A 15587-nucleotide genomic window follows, 5' to 3' on the forward strand; every position below is an offset into this window, starting at 1 on the left:
ATCATCCACTCCGATCCTTTGACTCTTTCTTCCCATTCACATGTTCACGAATGAGATACAGCGGTCTACCTTTTACTTCATTAAATACTTTCCCTATATATAATCCCAGCACACCAAAATTGAAAAAAATCAATCCTGCGATGAAATATAAACTAACCATGACACTTGTCCATCCGGGTACATGCTGATCCATGAAAAAAAATCGGATGAATAAATAAAGCCCATATAAAAAAGATCCGAGGGAAACGATGAACCCGAACTGGATCGACAGTCTCAAAGGTTTATTCGATTGCGCAATAATCGTATCCGTAGCAAGCGTTACAAGCTTCTTAAAATTATAAGAAGACTCTCCCTCGCTCCGCTCGTTATGTTCAACAGGGATACTCGTTGTTTTATACCCCATCCATTGCAAAAACAGCGGAAAGAGCCGCCCCTGTTCTTTCATTTGTCGAAAGCCTTCGATCACTTTTTTGTGACAAATACTGAAATTAGCAACGGTGTGGTCAGATGAATGACCTGTGAAATAATCGTACACACGATAAAACAGCTTGGATTGGACCTTTTTAATCAGGCTATCTTGACGTACGATTCTTTTTGCGAAAACGACCTCATACCCTTCCTGCGCTTTTTTATAGAGAGCCGCTATTTCTTCAGGACGGTCCTGTAAATCACAATCCATAACTACAACCCAGTCTCCAATCGTATGATCGAGTCCGGCTGTGATGGCGTGATGCTGACCAAAATTTCTCGCTAAATCAATTCCTCTAATCTGTTCATCTTCCATAGCCAATTGATGAATGGACTCCCAAGCATGATCAGGACTTGCGTCATTCACTAAGATGATTTCATAATCTGCAGGTATTGCTGTAATTACAGCACGTAATCGATCACATAGTTCCCGTAAACAAGAGCGGCAGCCATAAACAGGGACAACAACAGAGATCAGCGGCTGGTTGGTGTCCATTGATTTACGTACCATTCCACAGTTTCTTCAAGTCCATTTTCCATTGCCACGACTGGCTGCCATCCCATCGCACCTCGTAATTTCCGATCATCTACTGCATATCTTCTATCGTGACCAAGACGATCCTCTGTATAAGTGATTAAATCTTTGAAACTATTCAAGGAACCTTTTCGATCTGGATAATTATTGTCTAGAATCTCACAAATTTTCACTGCTAAATCTATATTCTTCAGCTCATTTCCTCCGCCAATATTATAGCTTTCCATCGATTGACCCTGATGAAAAATAAGGTCGAGGGCGCGACAATGATCTTCAACGTACAGCCACTCCCTTATATTTTTCCCATCTCCATAAATAGGAATTGGGTTATGACGAAGCGCATTAGAAATAATGGTAGGAATCAATTTTTCTTCATGCTGGCTTGGACCATAGTTATTAGAACTGCTGGATATCACGATATTCATTCCATATGTATACCCAAAGCTTTTGACGAGCAGGTTAGCTCCTGCTTTAGAGGCACTATAGGGATTTCTTGGATCATATGGAGTTTGCTCATGAAACTTCTCATCATTGTCCAATGAACCATACACTTCATCGGTTGAAATGTGATGAAAGCGTGCAGCCTTCAGTATTCCTTGCTCAGTCCACACTTTTCGTGCGATCTGCAGAAGTACCATCGTGCCCATCACATTTGTATTTACGAAAGAAGAAGCATCTTCAATCGAACGATCAACATGAGATTCGGCAGCGAAATTAATGACGCCGCCGATCGGGTAGTCGTTAAAAATACGGTCTACAGCCTTTTCATCGGTAATATCTGCATGGACAAAATGATAGTTGGGATGATCAGCCACGCTTTCTAAATTAAAGGTCGATCCGGCATACGTCAGCTTGTCCACGTTAACTACTTTGGCGTGAGGATATTGGCTCAAATAATATTTGATGAAATTTGAGCCGATAAAACCCGCACCTCCTGTAACAAGCAGATAAGAATCCGATTTATTCATGACTCATCACCTCCAACATAGGGTGACCTACTAAATCATCCCAGTACTGTTCAATGTGCTTTCTATTTGCAATATCGAGTAAATATCGCCCATAATCATTTTTGGCCATAGAATTTCCCATATCAATTAAGTCATCTTTATTGATATAGCCCATGTAATAGGAGATCTCCTCAAGACACGCGAGTTTGAACCCTTGCCGCTGCTGAATATTTTTTACGAACTCAGAAGCCTCGAACAACGACTCGTGTGTCCCCGCATCCATCCAGGCGAAACCACGACCGAGAAGTTCCACATTGAGTTTATTCATCTTCAAGTATTCTTTATTCAAATCAGTGATTTCGAGTTCTCCGCGTTCTGAAGGTTCAAGATGCTTTGCTATCTCTACCGCATGGTGGTCATAAATGTATAACCCCGTTACGGCAAAATCAGATTTAGGATCGTCCGGCTTCTCTTCTAAAGATACTACTTTTTTTCTTTCATTAAATTCAGCTACGCCGAACCGCTCCGGATCCTTGACTCGATACCCGAAAATCGTTGCATGTTCATGATTCTTGATCGCTTTTCGAAAAAGCGTAGTAAATCCCTGCCCGTAAAAAATATTATCACCAAGCATCAACGTCACATCATCTTTTCCGATGAAATGCTCGCCGATCACTAACGCTTCAGGGATCCCGTTTGGATCTTCCTGTGAGAGGTAGGAAATTGAAATTCCAAGTGATTCACCGTTACCAAGTAAATCTTTAAACCTCGATACATCATGAGGAGTACTGATGATCAGGACTTCTTTGATACCGCCCAGCATCAGTACAGATAGAGGATAATAAATCATAGGCTTATCGTAGACAGGGATTAAATGTTTATTGATACTTAATGTGCTTGGTGACAGCCTCGTACCGCTGCCGCCCGCAAGAATGATTCCTTTCATGATCGATTACCTCGTCTCTTTTAATAAGATTTTTTCATAGTACTCTTCTATTCCTTCTTTTACGATTACATAACCTTACATTTTAGTAACATTTTCTGTGATTTTGGTCGCACGCCCCACTGCCCCGTTTTGATTAATCGACGGTGACATGCCTAAGCGGAACGTATCACGTATTAAATCTTTTAATAAACAAAAAATCACTCCATTCGTTATCAACTAAGCGACTAAACTTAGTAAAAACGAATAAGAGCGATTTCTATGAAAGAATTCTTTTACTGCTTTCAATTTCTCTATGGCCGTACAATTTTACAAATGACAAACGAATCTTCCATCAATTAAAGAAATCTTCCATTTCAAAATGCTCAGTCAAAGGAATGACCCTGCCTTCACGATCCCAATTTTTGTATTCATTCAAAATCATTTCCACATCGTTACTTGCCCTCACTTCAACCAAGAATTCCACGGCAAGATAACTGCGCCAGAAATCGAACATCCGATTGATTAAAATTGTTCCTTGATCAGAAGGTCTGCCGAAATCCTCTAAAGAGTGACCTCCATATCGTTCCTTATGAACTTCAACGAGTACGAGCTCAATATTCGTGATCTCCTTAAACTCCCTTTCCTCTAAAACAAGTTTTCTTGATAAATAGTCGCACATTCCTTCTTCAAACCAATTATTATCTTCTTTACTGAACGCACCAGAATAATGAGTCAATTCATGTGCCAATATCGTAAATAGATAGTCCTCTGAACAATTTTCATAAAATTCCTTAATTTCAGGGATGTCATATGCATCAACTTGTCTAATCAACAGCTTTCTCCAAGCTTCTAAATCCGGGGAAATGTAAATTACATCTCTATCTGTATAGGCGGGTATAGGAACGTCGGAAAACAGAGTGGTAGCTAAGTCTTCGGAAGTCCATACTACTCCTTTTGGCAAAGTAGTTAATGGATAATTATCTTCCAACAGTCGCTGGTAGTCTTCCAATTTTTTATTGAATCTTTCAATCACCTCTTGATACCTTCCGTACTCTTCTTTTGTCTCAAAAGCATATATTTGCTTCATACAATGCCTCCTCACTTTAAACGAGACTTTACCAAACGACGATTACCTTATTTAAAAGCATAAAAAAGACGCCCCTCATTATCCGAAAGCGTCACGTTCCTTTACCTGACTGAAAGCTCACTTATATGAGCTGATTTTATAGTTTCCGATTCTGTACATTTAAATTATAAACATCTCTTCACATATTTACTGAAGAGGTCATGCCTATATCAGCTATTATACCACTTTCTATCATTATATTCCAATTTATCCCTTTCAATATTATAAGAATCCAGTTCGTTAGCCCGCTCCTGCATAAAGTATGCGAGTCATTTCAGGGTGATCAGCTTAATAAATTTTTTGTTTCATTATTAAAAAGTTGTTCAACAATATGGCAGGATAGCGGAAGACTTGATTTTGAAATAGCCTGGGTTCGTTCCCGTATTGAGAGTCAGGGGTGGTTGGGAAGCTACTCGCTTTCCTGTGGGGGAAGTGGCGAGCTTCCTCGGGCTTTTCAGCCCTGTGGGATCTCGTCTACATCCTTCTCCCACGGGAGTCTCGCAGCTTCCCAACAACCCCGTACGAAATGGAATGAACGAACCCCCTGGCATTGGAAAAGACTTCTGATTTCTCATCTAAGCTGCGTATTCCGGCTATAGAGCTTAGCGACTAACGAGACTGGCAAGTCAACACCGAGTCATTTTGTTCTGGTTTCTTTTATCTCTGCCAGCTTAGTTCAGTCCATACACATTCTTTTGAAATGGGTTATTGGAAATGGGGCGACTTCTCGTTGCCTCTCAAAATAACTGTACTTCACTCAATGCACTGTCTCAGATGTTTCCGTGAACCTGACAAACTTAAAGGAGGTCCGGGAAATTGCGAGACTCCTGTGGGAAAAGAGTGCTTGGTGAGACCCCGCAGGACGGGACGTCCGAGGAGGCTCACCGCGCTCCCACGGAAAGCGAGTGATTTCCCGGACCTCCAAACGCTGTCAAACGTACCGGAAAACAGCTCTAACATCTTGAAACTGAGTCTTCCACTAAAGGGAGATTAAAATGAATATCAACAAGGAAATTTAACATTTAAAAGATACCGAAGAGCGGTGTAAGTTCACCAAGCCTTTCGATTAGTATCCATTTCCAGAACAAGTAAGACAGCAAAAGAATCAGAATGCTTGTGCCGACACTCCAATAAAATACAGGAGCTCCGCTCTCACCTGTAACCCCATGATGATAAATGACCAGGACGGGCACCATGAGTAATACATAAAAACAAGAAATCCCTAACAGAAGTAAAGTGACCGAAACGGTTCCGCTTAAAGAAAATAATAACGTCAGTACATTCAATGCCAAAAATGGCGTAGTTATCGCTCCATACTGGGCGATTATTTCTTTAATGGTTAAATTAAGCTTCATAGCGCTTGCGACTATAATAAGAGCCAGTATACTTATGATTACGCCAATAAATGAGAAAAGGAACAGCTTCGAACTGATTTCAAAAAAAGGAAGCGGCTCCGTTTCCATCCAGAAAGTGTTTAGCTGCTTCATCAAAGAACTTGCCAGAAAGTATAAGCTTAGAGTAAAAGTGATCATATAAAGAAGCAGGGTCATGATTCCTTGAGCGAACACTGACTATGTTGATCGAAAGGCTTCTAAAGGCTGTTTTAGCAAACTTCGAGAATAATTCCAAAAATCCTCCACCTTATTCATCCATTCAGAATTAGTAATAGAAGCAGCAGGTGCCTGTAAATCAGGTGTGATAGAGGGGGACTTGCTCGATGGATTGGTAGACGTATCTTCTTGCAATTTAGCTCCGCATTGTCCGCAGAATGTTCCTGTTGTCTGGGTGTTTTCACATGTAGGGCACTTCATTAAATCATCCTTTTTATTAAATATTGGACTCAATACGCTATGTATACGCCTCTTTATTGCAGGTTATGTACGAGGAGTAACTGTCTCACCCTCACTTTGCTGATAAAACGGTATTTGATATTCTTTGATAAACTGGACAGCTTGAAAATTTCGATTAAAATAAACAGCTTCAGGAGGGAAATCTTTCATGAACATACTACTCACTGGATTTGAACCATTTTCAGAGTTGGATTCAAATCCAACCGAACACATCGTAAAAACAATAAACGAAGAAGCTGTCGCCGGGAAGACAATCTTCGGTAAAGTTCTCCCCGTTGATTTTCAACTAGCAGGTGCAATGCTGACTGATTATATGAAGGAATATAATCCTGATGCCGTAGTTTTACTCGGGTTAGCCGCAGGTAGAAATCGAATTACTCCGGAGAGAATAGCCATCAACTGTATGGATGGCGATCAGGATAATGAAGGGAACCAATATACCGACAAGAAAATCATCGCAGGTGGACCCGATGCATATTTCTCAACACTGCCTATCAGAAAAATAACCCAATCCCTGCAGCATCACTCTATTCCCAGTTCGATATCAAATACAGCCGGCACGTATGTATGCAATCAAGTGATGTATCAGGCTGCACACTTTATAAAACTTCATAAACTCGAAATCCCCTCAGGATTCATCCATATGCCCGCCCATCACGATCTGGCAGTATCAAGGCCCTCATTGCCATCGTGGTCATTAGATGATTTGTTGAAAGCGACTAGAATCATTCTTGAAGAAATATGAGTTGATTCATTAAAAAAGCCCAGGCTCCCTTTCTTTAAAAAGAGAGTCCTGGGCTTTCGATCTATTAGACTATACTTTAATCTTTATGGATTGATGCTCTTCATAAATCTATCCGCATGCGAATGTCCATGTTTGATTTAAGATGAATGTAATACTATCAGCCACTTGGTCCTTTTATCCTTTATTAAAATAACAATACAACTTTTCACAAAATTCAAGCCTTGAAGAAAGAACACCAAAAGCTTTACTCCCGATCACATCACTTATCTTCAGATGAAAGTGAAGCATAAGGGTAAATCGGATCCCTCAACTCAAAGTCATACGATTCACCATTAACTATCCCTACCGTTTTTTGACTATCATACAGCTCCAGCATGAACTGCGCCATTTCTTTCGCTGTATGGTATTTAGGAATGTTCCCTTCGTATTGAATGTCATCATTGTCCATTGAACGGTTAAGAAATTCAGTTTCTGTTGCTGCTGGAGCTAAAACTTTTGCTCGCATAGAGGATCCTTTGCCGGCCAGTTCCTGATCGAGTCCTTCAGTAAAGGCGCTCACGAAAAATTTCGTCGCGCAATACGTGACGGCATCCTGGACAATCGTGTACCCTCCGCCAGAAGACACGTTGATTAATTGGGTGCCTTCCTTATTTTCATAATCACGGACATACAGAGACGATAGAATTGTAAGTGTTTCGTTATTCAAGCGAAGCATTTTTGTTATTTTTGACAAGTCGTGGTCGCTGACAGGGTCGAAATTTCCGAACCCGGCGTTATTGATCCACGTTTCTATGTCATAGTCTTTCAAGTCTTCATAAAAGCTGTAGGCGTTTTCTGTTTCAGCTAAGTCAGCCACTTTGATGATGACATCTACATCCTCATTGTGCTGTTGGATTTCTGTTTTCAACTCTGACAGTTTTTCTTCTCTTCTTGCCGTAATAATCAAGTTTTTGCCTCGTAAAGCAAAAGCTAATGCTGTTTCATATCCGATACCAGAACTTGCTCCTGTGACAACTGTATATTTTTTCATTATAATCGTCCTCCATTACGTAGGATTTAAATGGTGCCCTTTGGATGTGTTCCCGGTCCATTCGATAACCAATCATTTCGATAGGTCATCGAATGGATAAAAAAAGTGACCGCAATTATTTATGCAATCACCTAACGTAATCTATTAAGTTTATAACAGCACTGTTACGTTCCGGTGAACACAGAAAGGAGGGCCAGGAAATAGAGTCATTTCCTATCCCACCAAGTAACGAAAGAACATAACTCATTTAACTGACAGCCTCTCAACAAACTCTGTGCCCAGATTATACGTACGATCTACATCTTCTCCGTCTAACATTTGAAAAATGAGATGGACAGCCAGCGCGCCTGCTTCATATTTGGGCTGTCTTACTGTAGTGAGAGGCGGCTGCACATATTCAGACAATTGTATATCGTCAAAACCTACCATCGAAATATCTTCAGGAACCCGTACCTTCTTCTCTGAAAAAGCCTGCAGTCCTCCGATAGCCATTTCGTCGTTGGCGTAAAAGACAGCTTCAGGCATATTCTGCTGCGCCAAAAGCATTTTGGTGGCTCGATAGCCCCCTTCTCGTGTGAAATCTCCGCTGATTTTCCAGCGTGATTGGTAAGAAAGGTTGTTATGTTCCAGTGCGCTCAAATACCCTTGAAATCTTTCTTCATTATCATGAGAGTTCATCGGTCCGCTGACGTAGGCGATGGAGCTGTGCCCTTTTTGAATCATATATTCTGTAGCTTCATACGCTCCTTTCCTATTATCGACTTCTACGTGGACAACATTTGGATTATCTACATCCCGGTCAAGCACGATGATGGGGAAGTCTTTTCTGGCGGATGAGTTGATTAAATCTGCGCTAATATTATGGGCAAGAACGATGGCTCCATCAACCCTTTTTTCTTTTAAGAACTTTGAAGCAGTGGATTTATCACCGCCGACCGAACTACAGGCGATCAGGTCAAAGCCGTTAGAAGCGGTGACTTCCTGGACACCTTTGATTAATTCAGAGAAATAAGGACCGGATAAATCGCTTAGAATGAGAGCGATGGTGTTCGTTTTTGACCTTTTCAAATCAGAAGCGAAGCCGCTCTTTTTATAGTTGAGTTCTGCCGCTGCTTTGTTCACTTTTTCAACGGTCGCTGCACTGACTTTATTAATGCCGTTTAAGGCGTAGGAAGCTGTCGATACTGCAACTCCGGCTCTTTTTGCTACATCTTTGATTGTCGTCATCCTTGCCCTCCTTCCTTATTGAATACTAAATCCTATTGTACTAAATCATTTGATCCCTGACATGGTAAAGCCTTCGACAATGTACTTTTGGAAAAACGAAAAAATGATAATAATCGGCACAACCATGAAGGCAGCACCTGCCATCTGCAAAGCGAAGTTGTTGGCATATTGACCCTGGAGCAAGGAAAGTCCGACGGATAACGTATATAGACTTTCATCATTTGCGATGATCAATGGCCATAGGAAGCTGTTCCAGCCGGCGATAAAGGTTAAAATACCTTGCACGGCAAAAATCGGCTTTGCAATCGGCATAACCAATTTGAAAAATATATAGAATTCTCCTGCCCCATCTAGACGAGCTGCTTCAATCAAGTCGTTAGGAATCGTAGTCATGAATTGACGGAATAAGAAAATGCTGAAGGCGACCGCAAGTCCTGGCAGGATAATGCCGGTCATCGTATTAGTCAGTCCCATTTCATTGAGCAGCAAATACACCGGAATCATCGTAACCTGACCTGGTATCATCATCGTCGCCAATACAAGGTAAAAGACTTTCTCTCTGCCTTTAAACTCATATTTGGCAAAACCATACCCTGCCATCGCGTTGAACAACAGACCGATGAACGAGAAGAATACAATGATCAGCGTATTCCGCAAGTATACGGTAAAGTTCATATTCGTAAATAGATTAATATAATTATCAAGTGTCGGATTTTCAGGAAAAATCGTCGGCGGAATGGCCAGTACTTCACTCTCCGGTTTAAAAGAGCTCGATATCATCCAAATAAAAGGAATGGATACGGCTATCCCTCCAACAATCATTAAAACAATCACAAGGTAATTTCCTGCCTTACTTTTCTTCTTAATTGCCATCGTGTGCCCTCCTTCCTTAATATTCGGTGTCTGATTTTCTCAGTTTGAATTGAATCATCGTGACGATAATAATCATTGCAAACAGAATGAACGATCCTGCCGCTGCATAACCGAATTCACTGAACTGGAACCCTTCTTTATAAATGAATAACGCAATAGAGATCGTCCCGTCCAAAGGTCCTCCATCTGTCATGACGAACGGTTCCTCGAAGAATTGCATCCAGCCGATCAACGTTGTAATCGTCACAAAAAATGTCGCGTACCTTAATAGAGGTAATGTTACGTTGAACAGCACTTGCAGACGATTGGCCCCATCCATTTCAGCCGCTTCATAATAGGAACGCGGGATTCCTTGAAGCGCCGCCAGAAAAATGATCATATTGATGCCGATCCCCTTCCAGACTGCCAGCAGAATCAAAGACAATTTGGCAATTGTCGGTTCTTCCAGCCAGGGAATATTATCTACAGTCAGCAGTGAAAGCAAGTAGTTGAACAGACCGTACTCCGTGTTATATAAGTAGCCCCAGATTACAGCCACCGCAATAATATTCGTAATGGAAGGCATGTAATACACTGCCCTGAACACCGTGAAAAGTTTACTCGTTCCATAATTCAGCATTAAAGCAATCGATAATGAAAAAAAGATAACGAGCGGAACTCCGAGTACTACATAAAATGCTGTGTTGAATATTGATTTGAGAAATGTGTCATCTGAAAACAATTCCGTGTAATTTTCCACTCCGATAAACGTAATCGATGACCAGTCTGCCAGTCCTTTCAAATTTAAATCTGTAAAGCTGATAACGAAAGCGATCAGGATTGGAATAAGACTGAAGACGGTCAGCAATAGTACGGCTGGAGCTATGAACATATAAGGGTGTCTGTTTTTTATCATTTTATTAAAATTGCTCATGAATACCCACCTATCTCCATCCATCTTATAGTTTGACTATCTATAAAAGGAAAGATGGAGTGAATGCACGATTATATTCACTCCACCCTTTGTAATTAATCTTCTAAAAGTTCATTGGCGGTTTCATTGAACTCTTCAAGTTCCGCATCCAAATCAGCATCGCCTTCCACAACTCGTTCTATTGCACTTAGCAACTCTTGAGCGATACGCTCGAATTCTTCTGTCTGCAAACCAGGTTTAGTATTTTCAAGCTGTTCCCCGAAGGTTGCGTACATCGGGTCTTCAGTCATTATGTCTTCTTCCCACGCTTCCGTTAGAGATGGAAGCGTATTTGAAGTCTCAAGCCAGTCCATCTGCGTATCGACTTCGGTCATATAAGAGATATACTCTAACGCGCCGTCTACGTTTTCAGCATCTTTAAAGACAGATAAATTGGCTCCACCCATGCTGGACGTATTCGTTTCTTCGGTCGGCATTACAGCCGTTGCCCAATCCCCTTCAATATCCGGTGCTTGATCGTTAATGATATTAATCATCCACGGACCGCTGAAGAACATCGGTTTCGTTCCTTCTTTAAACGCCTGGACGATATCGACACCTTCCTGTTTCTGGCTCAGCCCTTCATCGAAATAACTTGTATAGTATTCAATCGCCTCTTTGAATTCCGGGGTATCGAAGTTCAGTTCATTTTCCTCAAGGTTCGCTTCATAGCCATTCTGCCAGGCAAAAATGAACGGAGTAATCTGATCATTACGATCAATGTCTAAACCATAAGAGTCTTCTCCGCGGTCAGATAACGTCTGAGCTGCTTCTTTAAGCTCGTCCCACGTTTGCGGAGCTTCTTCATAGCCCGCTTCTTCTAATACGTCTGTACGATAATACATAACTCGTGTATCTACATACCAGGGAATCCCTACTAATTGATCATCATATTCCATGGTGGAAGCTGAACCTTCAAAATAGTTCTCTTTGGCAAATGACGGATAGTCCTCTTCGTATTCAGAAAGGTCCATTAATGCCCCTGCTTCAGCAAACTCAGGTACCCACGTTGTTCCTAACTGCACGACATCCGGTCCATTTCCTGAGGCGACAGCAGTCAACAGCTTATCATGAGCGGTATCCCACGGAATCGCTTGAACATCTACTGTCAATTCAGGGTGATCCTCTTCGAAACCTTCACTGAATTCTTTAAGCATTTTACCTTCTTCTCCCATCGCCCATACAGTGACCGTGTCATCGCCTCCTCCAGATGAAGAATCACCATTAGAACAAGCTGCTAAAGTAATAGATAGTAAGACTACCACGAACAAAGCAATTATCTTCGATTTCATAACGTGCACCCCTTTGAAATTTAATTTGTTGAAACGTTTCGATAAATTTATTGTACTTAAAATTGAATGCGCTTTCAACATTTTTTTCAAAAAACTTTAATTTTTGCTTAAAACCATTATTATAAAGCTATTATTCATTGACTAAAAGATAGAACAGCCTTATACTTCTATCCATAAAGCTCAATTGAAACGTTTCGAATTTTTTGCTAGGAGGATTATAAATGACCGACCATCAATTAATGGATTTACTTAACCAAATGACACTGCAGGAGAAAGTTGGACAGCTCGTTCAATTAGCTACTCCTTTTTTTGAAGGCGCTTCCGACCGCGGCCAGATCACAGGCCCGATGGAAGATATGGGGATTGATGATGAAGATATTAAGAACACTGGATCAGTGCTCGGGGCTTCTGGGGCTGCTGAAGTTAAATATATACAAAAGAAGCATTTAGAAAGCAATCGGTTGAATATTCCTTTATTGTTCATGTCTGATATCGTTCACGGTTTCAAAACCATTTTCCCAGTTCCGTTGGCTATCGGCTGTTCGTGGGATACAGAATTGGCCGAGCAAAGTGCAGCGATTGCAGCTAAAGAAGCGGCGGTTTCCGGTGTGCACGTTTCATTTGCGCCGATGGTCGACCTGTCGAGAGATCCCAGGTGGGGCCGCGTGATGGAATCTACAGGAGAAGATCCTTTTCTAAACGGTTCGTTTGCCCGCTCATTTGTCAGAGGGTTTCAAGGAAACTTAGAAGAAGACCACTATAAAGTGGCGGCGTGCGTGAAACACTTTGCTGCGTATGGGGCTCCTGAAGGTGGAAGAGATTATAATACGGTCGACATGTCTGAGTGGATGCTGCGCGAATCTTACTTACCCGCTTATAAAGCCGCATTAGATGAAGGGTGCGAAATGGTGATGACTGCGTTCAATATTTTAAATGGCGTTCCTTCCACCGGAAATAAACCGTTAATGCGCGATTTGCTGCGAAACGAATGGGGATTTGACGGTGTGTTGATTTCTGATTGGGGCGCTGTAAAAGAATTGCTCCCTCACGGCGTGGCAGCGAATGAAAAAGAAGCTGCCGAACAGGCACTTACTGCTGGTGTCGACATTGAGATGATGACCTCTTGTTATGTGAACCATGTAAGTGAACTGATCGAAGAAGGGAAGTTGACAGAAGCATTAGTTGATGAAGCCGTATTACGCATCCTTACACTGAAGAAGAAGCTCGGTCTGTTTGAAAATCCGTTCCGTGATGCGGACGAAGAGGCAGAAAAAACATTCATTCTATCATCTGAACATCGTGATGCAGCTCGTGAACTCGCATCGAAATCGATCGTCCTCCTAAAAAACGAAGAGCTTCTGCCTCTAAGTTCGAAAGGTAAAACCGCTCTCATCGGACCTTTCGCAACCAGTACAGACATTCTCGGACCGTGGTCATGGGCCGGGTCGCCTGAAGACACGATTACGCTGGAAACAGGGATGAAGAACTACGTACCTGGAGACGAATTACTTATAGCAGAAGGCACTTCCATTGAAACAGGAACAGCAGAACAAATGCAAAAAGCTCTTGAAGCAGTTGAGGAAGCGGAAACCGTCATCGTCGCACTCGGTGAACACTCAGATATGAGCGGTGAAGCAGGTTCCCGCACAGACATCCGCCTGCCAGAAGTACAATTAGATTTGCTGAAGCAAGTGAAAGAGCTTGGTAAACCAGTCATCGCTGTGTTATTTAATGGACGACCGCTCGACCTTACAGAAGTGATTGAACACGCCGATGCCGTCATCGAGGCATGGTATCCAGGAACAGAAGGCGGCCATGCGATTGCTGATATTTTATATGGAAAAGTCAATCCATCAGCCAAGCTATCGATGTCCTTCCCTCATTCCGTGGGACAGGTACCTGTTTATTACAACAACTACAATACCGGACGTCCTAAAGGCGCACCCGACGCGCAAATCCGCTACGTCTCTCAATACTTGGACAGCCCTAACGAAGCGCTTTATCCGTTCGGTTACGGCTTAAGTTACAGCACCTATCATTACAGTGAGCCTGAACTTTCTGCTGATGAGATAACGAAAGAGGAAAGCTTGACGGTGAGTGTAGAGGTTAAAAATACGAGTGACGTCGCCGGGGAAGAAATTGTTCAGCTTTATATAAGAGACCTCGTAGGAAAAGTGGTCCGCCCATTGAAGGAATTAAAAGACTTTCAAAAAATTCTCCTTCAGCCCGGAGAGGCAAAGCAAGTCCAGTTTACGATCGACGAACAGCAGCTGCGCTATTATCATGCCGATCTCGAGCATACGAGTGATGCAGGTGATTTTGAAGTGTTTGTCGGGGGAAGCAGTAAAGACGTACAAAGCAAAATGTTTAGATTAATAGACTAAAAGCTAAAACTCCTCCTGTCTTTTTGATCAGGAGGAGTTTTTTATGCGTATCGGTTCACAGACTACGCATTTTTTATTAATGCTATATTATTCGTCGTAGTTGTTTTTTCATAAAAAGTTTTGTTTTGCAACGAAACTGGTAGGATTGTTGAATACTCATTTCGTTATAACTGGGGTGGAGTTCGCCGCCGTATTATGAGTTAGGGGTGGTTGGGAAGCTACTCGCTTTCCTGTGGGGGAACTGGCGAGCTTCCTCGGGCTAAAGCCCTGTGGGATCTCGCCTGGATCCTTCTCCCACGGGAGTCTCCCAGCTTCCCAACCACCCCATGCGAAATGAACGAACCCACCTGGCAGTGGAATAGAAAAGTCTTTCGAGCTCTCATCTAAGATACGTATTCCAGCTATAGTAAGTCAACATCGAATCACTCCGTCCTTTGTGTATCCTTTATGTCCAAAAGCTGAGTCCAGTCCATACGCCGCTAAACGAAGCGTTTCCCCTTTTACACAAGGAGTCTCACAGCTTTCTTCATCTGTGTACTATTAAGATAAAGAGCACTATAACTAGTTTTTCGATATAAAAGGAGTAGTTGTATATGATTTTCTGTTTTGCTTAGGTTTCGAGGTACTTATTAGGCAGAGGGGCGGAAGGAAACGGTGAGACTCCTGTGGGAGCAGCGGGACAGGTGAGACCCCACAGAGCGAAGCTCGAGGAGGCTCAGCGCCCGTCCCACGGAAAGCGAATCGTTTCCTGCAGTCCCACACTCCCACTATAGCTCGAAACTGAGCGTTTAAGATTAGGGAGCGCTTATATGAATATTACTCATATTTAACAGAAACTTTATTAAAATAGAGAAAATGAACGATTCCTAGCGCTGCAAGAATGCCCGTCCCATTTTTAACTAGATCGATGACCGTAAACGACCTTCCCGGAACATAAAATTGATGAATCTCATCACTTACTCCGTAAAGCATCGCCGCGCCAGCCGCTATATAGCTCGTCACCACAGACAATCTATGATTTGCTGCAAGAGCACCAATAATCAGCACGTACAATATCGCAAATTCAACGAAATGCAATAGTTCAAATAAAGCACCTGCTGTCATGGAGATATCCCCAGGAAACTTTTAATTTCTTCAATGGGGTAACTAGATTGAATCCATATTAGGGCCATGTATGTGATCGGCAGGGCGGTTAGTACTAATCTTTTCATAGACTTCCCCTCCTTTTATAGT

The 15587-nt window shown here is 42.1% G+C and carries 14 protein-coding genes; 2 read left to right on the forward strand and 12 right to left on the reverse strand.

Translation table 11 applies throughout. The features are described 5' to 3' along the window. Position 1: 1 nt before the first annotated feature. The 6 genes from O2Q26_RS14510 to O2Q26_RS14535 form a co-directional block, all read right to left on the reverse strand. Positions 2-979 (reverse strand): glycosyltransferase family 2 protein, encoded by a 978-nt coding sequence (locus O2Q26_RS14510; protein ID WP_289216584.1) that lies wholly within the window; start codon positions 977-979, stop codon positions 2-4. Then, positions 943-1971 carry a dTDP-glucose 4,6-dehydratase gene (gene rfbB, locus O2Q26_RS14515; protein WP_289216585.1) on the reverse strand — a complete coding sequence of 343 codons (1029 nt, stop codon included), beginning with the start codon at positions 1969-1971 and terminating at the stop codon, positions 943-945. Before rfbB ends, O2Q26_RS14510 begins: the two co-directional genes overlap by 37 nt. Further along, the gene (rfbA, locus tag O2Q26_RS14520) at positions 1964-2896 is read right to left on the reverse strand and encodes a glucose-1-phosphate thymidylyltransferase RfbA (protein WP_289216586.1); all 933 of its coding nucleotides are present in this window, start codon (positions 2894-2896) and stop codon (positions 1964-1966) included. Before rfbA ends, rfbB begins: the two co-directional genes overlap by 8 nt. Positions 2897-3227: 331 nt before the next feature. After that, positions 3228-3962 carry a hypothetical protein gene (locus tag O2Q26_RS14525; protein ID WP_289216587.1) on the reverse strand — a complete coding sequence of 245 codons (735 nt, stop codon included), beginning with the start codon at positions 3960-3962 and terminating at the stop codon, positions 3228-3230. Between the two features lie 1061 nt (positions 3963-5023). Beyond that, positions 5024-5488 (reverse strand): hypothetical protein, encoded by a 465-nt coding sequence (locus tag O2Q26_RS14530; RefSeq protein ID WP_289216588.1) that lies wholly within the window; start codon positions 5486-5488, stop codon positions 5024-5026. A gap of 84 nt (positions 5489-5572) precedes the next feature. Next, complete coding sequence (locus tag O2Q26_RS14535; RefSeq protein WP_289216589.1) at positions 5573-5812, reverse strand: class I tRNA ligase family protein; 240 nt, start codon at positions 5810-5812, stop codon at positions 5573-5575. A 187-nt stretch (positions 5813-5999) separates the two neighbouring features. Between O2Q26_RS14535 and O2Q26_RS14540 the strand changes: the two genes are divergently transcribed. Continuing rightward, positions 6000-6596, forward strand: coding sequence for a pyroglutamyl-peptidase I (locus O2Q26_RS14540; RefSeq protein ID WP_289216590.1), 597 nt, complete (start codon positions 6000-6002; stop codon positions 6594-6596). A 259-nt stretch (positions 6597-6855) separates the two neighbouring features. Here O2Q26_RS14540 and O2Q26_RS14545 read toward each other — a convergent pair whose 3' ends face one another. From O2Q26_RS14545 to O2Q26_RS14565, 5 genes are all read right to left on the reverse strand, one after another. Beyond that, on the reverse strand, positions 6856-7626 hold the full coding sequence (locus O2Q26_RS14545) for an SDR family NAD(P)-dependent oxidoreductase (RefSeq protein WP_289216591.1): 771 nt from the start codon (positions 7624-7626) through the stop codon (positions 6856-6858). Positions 7627-7869: 243 nt separating this feature from the next. Further along, on the reverse strand, positions 7870-8853 hold the full coding sequence (locus O2Q26_RS14550) for a LacI family DNA-binding transcriptional regulator (protein WP_289216592.1): 984 nt from the start codon (positions 8851-8853) through the stop codon (positions 7870-7872). A gap of 45 nt (positions 8854-8898) precedes the next feature. Further along, positions 8899-9726 carry a carbohydrate ABC transporter permease gene (locus O2Q26_RS14555; RefSeq protein ID WP_289216593.1) on the reverse strand — a complete coding sequence of 276 codons (828 nt, stop codon included), beginning with the start codon at positions 9724-9726 and terminating at the stop codon, positions 8899-8901. A 16-nt stretch (positions 9727-9742) separates the two neighbouring features. Further along, positions 9743-10639 carry a carbohydrate ABC transporter permease gene (locus O2Q26_RS14560; RefSeq protein ID WP_289216594.1) on the reverse strand — a complete coding sequence of 299 codons (897 nt, stop codon included), beginning with the start codon at positions 10637-10639 and terminating at the stop codon, positions 9743-9745. Between the two features lie 95 nt (positions 10640-10734). Then, positions 10735-11970 (reverse strand): sugar ABC transporter substrate-binding protein, encoded by a 1236-nt coding sequence (locus O2Q26_RS14565; protein ID WP_289216595.1) that lies wholly within the window; start codon positions 11968-11970, stop codon positions 10735-10737. A 221-nt stretch (positions 11971-12191) separates the two neighbouring features. Between O2Q26_RS14565 and bglX the strand changes: the two genes are divergently transcribed. Beyond that, on the forward strand, positions 12192-14354 hold the full coding sequence (bglX, locus tag O2Q26_RS14570; RefSeq protein WP_289216596.1) for a beta-glucosidase BglX: 2163 nt from the start codon (positions 12192-12194) through the stop codon (positions 14352-14354). Between the two features lie 816 nt (positions 14355-15170). On the opposite strand, the gene O2Q26_RS14575 is transcribed toward bglX, so the two are convergent. After that, a complete protein-coding gene (locus tag O2Q26_RS14575) occupies positions 15171-15458 on the reverse strand; it encodes a VanZ family protein (RefSeq protein ID WP_289216597.1) in 288 nt (95 codons plus the stop codon). Positions 15459-15587 lie beyond the last annotated feature (129 nt).

This window comes from Halobacillus campisalis (assembly GCF_030345335.1).
Classification (GTDB): domain Bacteria; phylum Bacillota; class Bacilli; order Bacillales; family Halobacillaceae; genus Halobacillus_A; species Halobacillus_A campisalis.